The organism is Thiorhodococcus mannitoliphagus, assembly GCF_010915725.1.
Lineage (GTDB): Bacteria > Pseudomonadota > Gammaproteobacteria > Chromatiales > Chromatiaceae > Thiorhodococcus > Thiorhodococcus mannitoliphagus.
Map to the genome: position 1 here is coordinate 1 of NZ_JAAIJR010000253.1, position 3,295 is coordinate 3,295.

At 47.2% G+C, this 3,295-nt stretch carries 4 protein-coding genes; 1 reads left to right on the forward strand and 3 read right to left on the reverse strand.

All coding sequences use genetic code 11. The features are described from left to right. Positions 1–72: 72 nt before the first annotated feature. The 3 genes from G3480_RS25635 to G3480_RS25640 all read right to left on the reverse strand — a co-directional run bounded on the left by G3480_RS25635 (position 73) and on the right by G3480_RS25640 (position 2,214). Positions 73–423, reverse strand: a complete 351-nt coding sequence (locus tag G3480_RS25635) for a hypothetical protein (RefSeq protein ID WP_164657043.1) — start codon at positions 421–423, stop codon at positions 73–75. A 246-nt stretch (positions 424–669) separates the two neighbouring features. Next, positions 670–795, reverse strand: coding sequence for a hypothetical protein (locus G3480_RS29150; RefSeq protein ID WP_276611756.1), 126 nt, complete (start codon positions 793–795; stop codon positions 670–672). 675 nt (positions 796–1,470) lie between these two features. Further along, positions 1,471–2,214, reverse strand: coding sequence for a PEP-CTERM sorting domain-containing protein (locus G3480_RS25640; RefSeq protein WP_164657044.1), 744 nt, complete (start codon positions 2,212–2,214; stop codon positions 1,471–1,473). A gap of 85 nt (positions 2,215–2,299) precedes the next feature. On the opposite strand from G3480_RS25640, the gene G3480_RS25645 reads away from it, so the two are divergent. Beyond that, positions 2,300–2,548, forward strand: a complete 249-nt coding sequence (locus tag G3480_RS25645; protein WP_164657045.1) for a hypothetical protein — start codon at positions 2,300–2,302, stop codon at positions 2,546–2,548. Positions 2,549–3,295 lie beyond the last annotated feature (747 nt).

Here is a 3,295-nt window from a genome sequence, read left to right on the forward strand (position 1 = left end):
AGCGACGGACATTCAGCGGTTTTGAACACAGGTTCTTGCTTGGGTTTTCGTGCCATGGTGTCTCTCCTATGTTTAGGGATCGAGGTGTTCCTCGAGTGCGCTGCGGTAATGCGGTGGTAACCAGGGTTGAATCGGAACGACGAAGACAATGCCGAACTGGTTGTTGGCCAAGAAGATCACTTCATAGAAGCCATCAACCTTCATGACGCCTTCCCATGGCACGTCCAGTAACGTCCAGTCGTCCCAGAGATCAATGAGGGGCTTATCGATATCACCTTCGTCGATTAGCACGACCCAACCGTCAGCATCAGGGTCGTAACCCTCAAAGGTGGTGAGGCCGTTGACGAGTTCAGTCAGTAGTGGTTTGGCAGGGTGATCAGAGGGGAAGGACTTCAGGTCCTCTGGAGATTTGAACGAGCGCATGGATTCCTCCTTAAAGAAGGCTTAATAGGACTGATTGGAAATGCCAGTGATGGCGTAGGGAAAACGGTCTTTAGAGAGGGGGAGCGAGCGAGGGGTGTCAATCGTGCTAAATAGATATGCCGTTGATGACGCTGAGGCAACGGTCTTCAGAGAGGAGAAGCGAGAAGGGCGGGGCAATCACTCTAAATGACTTTGAACACAATCCAGTTCATCAACACAGCAGGGAAGAAGCGAGCAGAGATCGCTCTAGATGACTTTGAACACAATCCAGATCATCAACACCATGGTGATGAAGGGTGACAAGAATATGATGAACTGACGCAGAGCGAAGAAGGCGAGCACAACGATGGCGATGCGGAATACTGGATGCACAGAAGCTCCTCTGGTTTCGAATAAGATGGATGAAGGATCGTAGGCACAAAAAAACCCGCCGAAGCGGGTTCTGTTGATACAGCTGAAATTCGAAGTTCTTGTAGATAGACTCGGATCGCCTAGGTTAATTAGTCAATGATTGCTTCAGACTTAACGATCTTCATAAGGCAGATGGAGGGGAGATCGTCACAAACCAAGACGATGACTTGATCTTCAGAGTACTGAAGGGCTCCTTGAAGAGATTCATCAAGAGAATTGCACTAGCGGAGTTCCGCCATCACTTCCGGCACAACCGCTTGTAACAATAAATGGAGGAAATGAAAGAGGCACTTATGCCACTAAGAAACTTGTTTACGCTTAGTAACGATTCAATATTTATGTTGTCTTTTGCATGAATTTTTCTTTAACAAAAATATTAATATAAAACAAAAGCTTACAGTTTTATATAGATTAATTAAGTTGTATAACTTATTTTTGAATCGTTACTTATGCCACATGGATAAGCGCAAAGTTCTTCAGTCATGCTCTAGATGTTTTTGATGCTATTTGTGTGTTTAGATCGCAGCGAAATCGTAGGATCAAAAGCATCAGGCACAAAAAAACGCCCCCGGTTTCCCGAGGGCGTTCAAGTCTTACATAAAGATCGGTGGTTCGATGGGCTTAGTGACCAGTTAGTCAGGGCATTTTCTTCTTGCGCGAAAAGCGCCCCACTAAACCCAAGCCAATCGCAATGAGAGCGGTAGATTCAGGTTCCGGCACGTTGGCCGCATACTGCTCAACGGAAGCAGACATCGTCAAGTCAATGAACGTCGTACCAACCGAATTACTGGCGTACTGCGCCAAACTTGATACGTTGTCCGCGAATGTGAGACGGTAGTTTCCACTGTAATTTGTCAACTGGCTGGGAGTCTGGCCCGAAAATAGCGCCTCGAAGCTAGCGGAAGAGCCTGCTGCAATGTCTCCGCCGGAGATGCTAAACACGTCATCGCCGGACAAAAAGGTGGCGACAAAATTTTTCAATCCGAGATCGCCGGAAGCAAAGACATCGAAACTCCGTGTAGCATCATTGCCATTACCGATCATGCCAAAATCAATGGAGAACGCATCGCTATCGGAATATTGATTGAAAGAGGCATTACCGTGAGTCAGGTACGTATATTCGATACTTTCGCTGGCGCTAAGCGTAGTGTAGCTCGGGAACATTGTGCTAGCGTTACTCGAAATCGCGGCAAATGCAGCAGTCGATCCGCCCGACTTAGATACGGAAATTGTTGTTGTGATCGTATTGACATCAATATCACCTGCCCCAACAAACTGATTAAGTTTAGTAGATATATATGGGTTATCGTGAACAAGGTCATTCCATGAGGAGTCACCACCGGTCAAAGACTTAGAATTTAGGTTTGTGCTCCAATTCAAGCTATTATCACCTAATTTCCATCCAGCGCTTACAGAGGCACTTCCAGCGGATCCGCCTTTAACGAGATATGTCGTAGGATCATTTATGACACTCAGCGTGCCTTGTGCATTTGTTAAAACACCCAACGAAGGATCAAACTTTGATAATGTGCCCGTTGCGATCTGGGTCTTTACGACAGATCCACTACCTGTAGTTGTATCGGTTACTCTGTTTTTGGGAGCGGATAAAAGATCGACATCTGGACCGATGACCGTGATTACTCCAGCCTGTGTTGTGGATGCCGCAGCGAGAAGACATCACAGCGAGGCCATCGTCTTGCTTATGAGAATTTGAGAGGGTTTCATAGTTTAATATCCAGTTAGGAAAGTGGCATGGAACAATATTGAAAGGTTATCAGATTTGATTTGTCTGAATATTGATCGAAAGGCAACCGTAGCGTTAGGCGGGTGACAATTGTCAATCAGACCCGGTGACCACTTAGCACAAATCGCGCCATCTAGCCTCTTCACAATAATTTTGCATCAATTACGTTCGACCAAGTGCCCTTCCATCAGTCACTGTCGAAGTTTTCGACATATCTGAAACCGTCGAGAGGTTACTGAAGCGCGCAGACATGAATGGCACTGACTTAAGATAACACCCCAAAAAAATCGGCGACTTACGGCAGGCATTAGATGTACGTCGCGGACGAAAGAACAGGTTTCTGGCGACTTCTGGTAGTTTGAAGCGTGTTTTGCGGTTGGTAGACGCCTCTTAAGCATCTGATTCTGAAATGGCACAGCCTTAAGTCAGTGCTATTCCGCTGAGACATCGGTTACAAACCAACTATATGGAAGGCGGTCAGCGGGTCCAGTGGACATCCTAAGGGCTGCGCACACGGCAATGGCTGGTGCAAAGCCGCCTTGCTTCTGCCCCCCAGTCATGACGCTCGTCGGCGTTCCATGACTCGATGCCGATGATCAACCTATTGTCGTCGGTAGGGGATAGAGAATCTCAGAGGTCCTCCCGAAATTCGGTCTGCCAAGGATGGCGCAAACTGTCAGTCAAGGACTGACGTAAACTGTCAGTCCTACTTGAGAC

Excerpts from the sequence above, each read along its gene's own strand:
- G3480_RS25635 (WP_164657043.1), bottom strand. The coding sequence starts at position 423 with ATGCGCTCGTTCAAATCTCCAGAGGACCTGAAGTCCTTCCCCTCTGAT.
- G3480_RS25645 (WP_164657045.1), top strand. The coding sequence starts at position 2,300 with ATGACACTCAGCGTGCCTTGTGCATTTGTTAAAACACCCAACGAAGGA.